The sequence below is a fragment of the Vibrio sp. 10N.222.52.B7 genome (genome assembly GCF_041474275.1).
GTDB lineage: Bacteria > Pseudomonadota > Gammaproteobacteria > Enterobacterales > Vibrionaceae > Vibrio > Vibrio crassostreae_C.
The window spans coordinates 1-295 of sequence record NZ_JBFRTU010000405.1 but is presented as its reverse complement, the minus strand read 5'-3'; the positions used below and the strand labels follow the sequence as shown (position 1 = coordinate 295).

The 295-nt window shown below is 48.1% G+C and carries 1 pseudogene; it reads left to right on the top strand.

Features of this window, described 5'->3' with window-relative positions:
• Window positions 1-295 (top strand): annotated as a pseudogene (locus tag AB4512_RS23425) (class I SAM-dependent methyltransferase); the annotation flags it as partial.

Here is a 295-nt window from a genome sequence, read left to right as displayed (position 1 = left end):
TTCCTAAGCCGCGCTCTTCTGTTCAAAAGGCTCCTTTTGATCAAGGGTCTGCACATCAGGAATTCCAAGTTCCGACGGATCTCGTTCAACATCTTTGGTTTCGCAGCCGCGAAAGCCTTGCCGATGACGGCCTAGTCTATGACCCTATCGCAGCTCAAGCCTGCAAGCGCTGCCAATTAGCACCAGAATGTCTTACTGGTGAACTCGACCAACAACAACTTCTCTACGCAACATTGACTCAGCTTTGTGACTCTCAAGTTCAACAATTTCTAACTCATAACCCAGATGCTTGGAT